Source organism: Bacteroidota bacterium (assembly GCA_018692315.1).
Taxonomy (GTDB): Bacteria; Bacteroidota; Bacteroidia; order Bacteroidales; family JABHKC01; genus JABHKC01.
Window position 1 is genome coordinate 1 of the sequence record JABHKC010000137.1, and the last position, 4,894, is coordinate 4,894.

At 32.1% G+C, this 4,894-nt stretch carries 4 protein-coding genes; all 4 read right to left on the bottom strand.

Annotated elements, in window-relative coordinates; translation table 11 throughout:
• Window positions 1–84 precede the first annotated feature (84 nt).
• The gene (locus HN894_10340) at window positions 85–1,620 is read right to left on the bottom strand and encodes an IS5 family transposase (GenBank protein ID MBT7143727.1); all 1,536 of its coding nucleotides are present in this window, start codon (window positions 1,618–1,620) and stop codon (window positions 85–87) included.
• A gap of 268 nt (window positions 1,621–1,888) precedes the next feature.
• Complete coding sequence (locus tag HN894_10345; GenBank protein MBT7143728.1) at window positions 1,889–2,917, bottom strand: DUF1295 domain-containing protein; 1,029 nt, start codon at window positions 2,915–2,917, stop codon at window positions 1,889–1,891.
• A 71-nt stretch (window positions 2,918–2,988) separates the two neighbouring features.
• A complete protein-coding gene (locus HN894_10350; protein ID MBT7143729.1) occupies window positions 2,989–3,465 on the bottom strand; it encodes a T9SS type A sorting domain-containing protein in 477 nt (158 codons plus the stop codon).
• 155 nt (window positions 3,466–3,620) lie between these two features.
• Entirely contained in the window at window positions 3,621–4,805 is a 1,185-nt protein-coding gene (locus tag HN894_10355) for an IS4 family transposase (GenBank protein ID MBT7143730.1), read from the bottom strand.
• Window positions 4,806–4,894: the final 89 nt, after the last annotated feature.

Genomic DNA, 4,894 nt, shown 5'->3' on the forward strand with positions numbered 1-4,894 from the left:
ATGATGGTCTCTTGTTATTTAGGGCTTGCTGAGAAAGTCAGACTACACAACTTTTAAAATTTGAGAAGATTGAAATTTATTGAATCATTCTTTGAAAAATGAATTTGACCCTATATCTGTCCTTACAAAGGCAAATTCAGGCAATCTCCTGCTAAACAGACTAATAAAACAGAAAAGTTTAGACCAAATAATCCCTCTATCTCTTATGCATATTAAATTCATTATAAAGAATATTGCAGAAACCCAGCTTTCAGAAGTGTCTTTCAATTTAGCCCGTATCCTGTTCAGTTCGTATCCATTTTTACCCTGTCCAAATTTACCTTCAATTTGATTGCGTTCTGTTGCTTCTTTTTTATGTTTGCGCTTTTTATAATAACTCTCCTGATTTTTTGTTTTTCTTCGTCCAAGTGGCGAGGCTGTTATTCGTATGCCTCTGATCTTTAAATATCTTCGATTATTCTTGGTAGCATATATTTTGTCTGCTTGAACCAGTTCAGGGTAATACCCATGTAGCCTTTTGTATGCTTCTACTTGTTTTTCTAAATCGCCTGATTCGTTATAAGCATTCCAGCTCATGGTATCTATTCTTGCCAATCCATTGTCAAGGCTAACCCCTAGTTTGGAGCCAAATTCTACTTTTGATTTCTGTTTTCCCCTTACTATTGGACGTACATGAGGTTGGAAAATGCTTACTATCCTGTCATCACAGCTATTTGTTTTGTTATCATACATGTATTTTTGCTGTTCATAAAGTAAATTTACAATCCATAACATCTTTTGCTCTTCCTTCTTAAGAGGAAATTTATCAAAACTCCCCAACATTCTGTTTATGTGCTTAATGTTTCTTTGTAGTGCTTCTAAAAATATTCTGTTTGTTTTACGTATATCATTTCTTGTTTTTTTACGTTTCTTTGAAAATACCAAAAAATCTTTGTCCAGTTTCCTTCGGTACGTTCGTGGTTTAGTCCCTTTTTTTCCTTGTAATTTGTACAGATTGTCAATTAACTTTTCACATTGTTTTATTGATTGGCGTAAAAGACCTGTGTCAGTTGGATAGGTTATGTATTGATCGGCTACAGTTGCATCTATTTGTAATTTGCCTTTATTGGGGATGACTGGTTTGAGCACATCTGTATTACCTTCAACATCTGTATTGTCGGGCTCTTCATTTTTGTCCTGCTTTTTGTTTTTTGATAAATGTTTGCTGTCTTCATCCTTGCTGACAGACTCAATCAATGCCACATTCAATGCATCAAAACTCTCAGCCCCTATTCGTTTTCGTATCTCAACAAATAATGATGGGTCAAAAATTGGCTCATTCTTAAAACCAGCCAGTCCAACAAAAAACTGCATATAAATATTTTCTTGTATGGAGGCAATTACACCTCTGTCATCTAATTTCTCTAAATGCTTAATTATCATCGCTCCAAGAACTGCTCTTGGTGAAATACCAGGTCTTCCAAAATTAGTATTCATTTTTGAAATATAAATACTGGCAAATTTATCCCACGGAACTATTTCACTTAACTTAACCCACCTATTATCAGGTGATAAGCTAGCTTGAAAGGGTGTTTTAAAACCTTCTATTGTTAATTGACTTTCCGGTGTATAGCGTATCATAAAATGCAAACTTTATAATACTAAGATACTGATATCCCTGCATTTTAGACTGGATTAAGATAAATATTTATTAACACTTATTGCTAATTATCAACTTGTTATATGGATTCTTGTGCTTTTTCAGCAGACCCTAAATAACAACTATTCAATTACTGTGCAAAACCATAAAACCTACAATATGTATTGTTTACAATTCAATTGAAAACAAAAAACATTTAAAAATAGGAACTATGTGTCATTTTGGGAATCAATATTTATAATTAACTATCTAATATATTAAAGGAATGAATTTCCACTTAACCTCTTTACAATATTTTTGGTAGTCCTTATCTTTTAAAAGATGCTGTTCCTCAGTATAGGCTCTTAGCAGATAAATAGTTGTCCAAACAAACATACTAATTATTACTTTGATATTTATAATTGGTATGCACAATAACCACCAGGCAATAACTTTTGATGCGTATGCCGGATGCCGTATAATACGATAGACTCCTTTATTAACAATTCCCCTATTCGTTAAATTGCTACATTTAGAACCCAATGCGAATGTGGCTAACAAATAAATAACATAAAATATGATTACTGTTAGATACAGAATCAAGGTGAGGTCTTTATTGATAAAGAATACATTTTCATCAGCAAACATGGGAAACAAACGTACAGTTACATTGTTAAAAGGCTTATAACAAGCGAGTGCTACCAACCAACCTAAAACAGATGTATCTATGGATTTTACGATATTATTAAATCTCTTATGCTCAACTAAATAACCGAATGAAAAATAAAGTGTATCAATACCAAAAATAATTGCCGATAACAGTAAAAACCATCTAAAATCGGAGAGAATGAATTTCATTCCAAATGCATTCTGGGCAAAAAATTCATACAAATAAATCACATACTCCACAAAAAAGTTGAGCATAATTGGTATGAAAATAATTTTTACCAAAAAGAACAAAAACTTATGCTTTTCAATATCATTTTTAAAGACTGAAAATTGACTGTGGTAATTATTTCTGTACAATACATGCTTAAAGAATCTTTTGATGATAGAAATGATCAAAGAAGCATTATACAAGCCTGTCTCCTTTTTAACAAAAATGATCCTCGGAAGAATAAGAATTATATAAACAGCATTTATTACTAATAATAGGATTTTTGAATAATCATGAAGTAGGTTTCCATAATAGAATCCGAAACTATAGAAAGTTAATAATAAGGCTAGCAACAAAACTTCTGAAAAGTATTCAGAGATACCGTTGTTTTTCTTCAAGTTAGAAAGGATTTCCTTTTCCATTTTTTATAGATAGCTACAAAAATAAAAACCCGATAATAAATTACCGGGTTTTATTATTCACAACGGAATAACTACTTTATAAAAACTTTCTCAGCAAGGGATTGGTTTTCATTATTTACTTTAACAACATAGTAGCCTGTTGCGAATTCATTGAGGTTTATTTCCAGCATATTACCATTGGATTGAATCGAATTATAAAGCTCCTTTCCGAATAAATCATAAACGATAACGGTTGTTGGTGTATTTTCAGTTTGTTCTAAGTTAACATATACGGTTTTGTTTGTTGACCAAACATTAACTGTGTTACTTGCTATTGATTCATCATCTGAAAGAGTTACTTCCTGTGATTCAATAAAATGGAGTAAAAATCGCTTGTCAAGTCCATGTTGGTCTGAAGTAAACGTATAAGTACCTTCTTTTAGATTTGTTACATCACCTGTAAATAAATCTTCCAACAAAACCTCTATACCATCATCTAAATAGGATAAGTCAGGTTGGATATTCATTTCACCAATTACGCCAACTTGCAAAAACAAAGGAATAGTCATTTCAGAATGAAAACCATTTAAAGAATTTATAGATAGTAATTTCCCTTTTTCTGATTTGAAATATAAACTTGAAACACTACTTAAAGGTGAAAAATCAATCCTGTCCTAAATAAATTTCAGAACGATAAGAATGTCTAAATCAAGATAAAAAAGGATTATAATTGATGATTTTCAAAAAGCACCCCCTGTATATGTACTTGATTTCTAGTAGGAGGATCTTCAAATGGTTTGTCCAACCATTTTTGTAGGTCAATTTTAACAAATAAGTTAAGTCTGATAAAAGCCACAAGGTTTGAAAGCTGCCAACTATATTTTGCCATAGCTTTTAACACTTTCAAAATTAGTATTGTAATCAAAGCAGTCCATATCTGTATCATAACCGCATTTTGGGATGTTCCAATAAAAGATTTAATGTGTAAAAGCTGTTTTATCTCCCTGAAAAATATTTCAATCTGCCACCTACTTTTGTAGAGTTCGCTTATTGTGTTTGCTGTCCAAGACATTTGGTTGGTAATGACTTCAATAACTTGCTTGTTTACTTCATCCCAAATAGCAACTCTTCTGAGCTTATTAGGATACTTTTTTTTTGATTGTACTCCTGTTAGCATAATAATTTCATCTTTAAGGATATGCTCATACCTATTATCTGGCAATTCATTTTCTTTTATCGAAGTATATTTAATATTCTCCTTGTGTCTTACAACAAAAAATACCCCTTTGCTGTCCCAAATATTTAACAAAGAAAAATCATTGTAAAAACGATCAGCAACAAGAACACTTCCTTTAAGCAATGGGATGTTATAAGCACCTTTATTGTCTGCTGTTTTCCCATCTGTAATGTTTACATATGCGGGTAAGTTCCCATCGTAATCAAGGACTGTATGCATTTTAATTGCCCCTTTGGAAGTTTTGTATTTTGCCCAGTCAAACAGGCTTAAACACAAACTTATTGTTGATGCATCAAGGAGAAATATTTTTGATTTGATCCTGAATTTAACTTGCCTGAAACCAGCCTGCTGTCCTAAACGGTTTAGCAATTGATAATAGTAATCCTTAAACAATGTCCAATCCCTGTTTTTGTTCTGGTAGCTTATGGTTGACTTTGAAGGTGCTCTTTGAATGCCCAGATGATTCAAATTGCCTGTAGCTGAACGCAAGCCATTGCTTATATCCCGTACAGATTGACTTTTTGCAAATTGACAGAATAGCATGGATACAAGTTGTGTCCAACTATTATAGCCTTTGTGATGTTTATCTGTCGTTTTTTTATTGACAAGTTTAGTAAAAGAAGAACGATCTAATCTTGAAATAATTTGTGAGAATAAATTTATATTTGTCATTAGGGGCGGTGTTTTTGTTGTGCAACTCAAAGGTATTTGAGATACTTTAATTCTGCCCCTCTTTTTTTTAATCGTTTAGGACGCTATTG

Excerpts from the sequence above, each read along its gene's own strand:
- HN894_10345 (MBT7143728.1), bottom strand. The coding sequence starts at position 2,917 with ATGGAAAAGGAAATCCTTTCTAACTTGAAGAAAAACAACGGTATCTCT.
- HN894_10355 (MBT7143730.1), bottom strand. The coding sequence starts at position 4,805 with ATGACAAATATAAATTTATTCTCACAAATTATTTCAAGATTAGATCGT.
- HN894_10340 (MBT7143727.1), bottom strand. The coding sequence starts at position 1,620 with ATGATACGCTATACACCGGAAAGTCAATTAACAATAGAAGGTTTTAAA.
- HN894_10350 (MBT7143729.1), bottom strand. The coding sequence starts at position 3,465 with ATGACTATTCCTTTGTTTTTGCAAGTTGGCGTAATTGGTGAAATGAAT.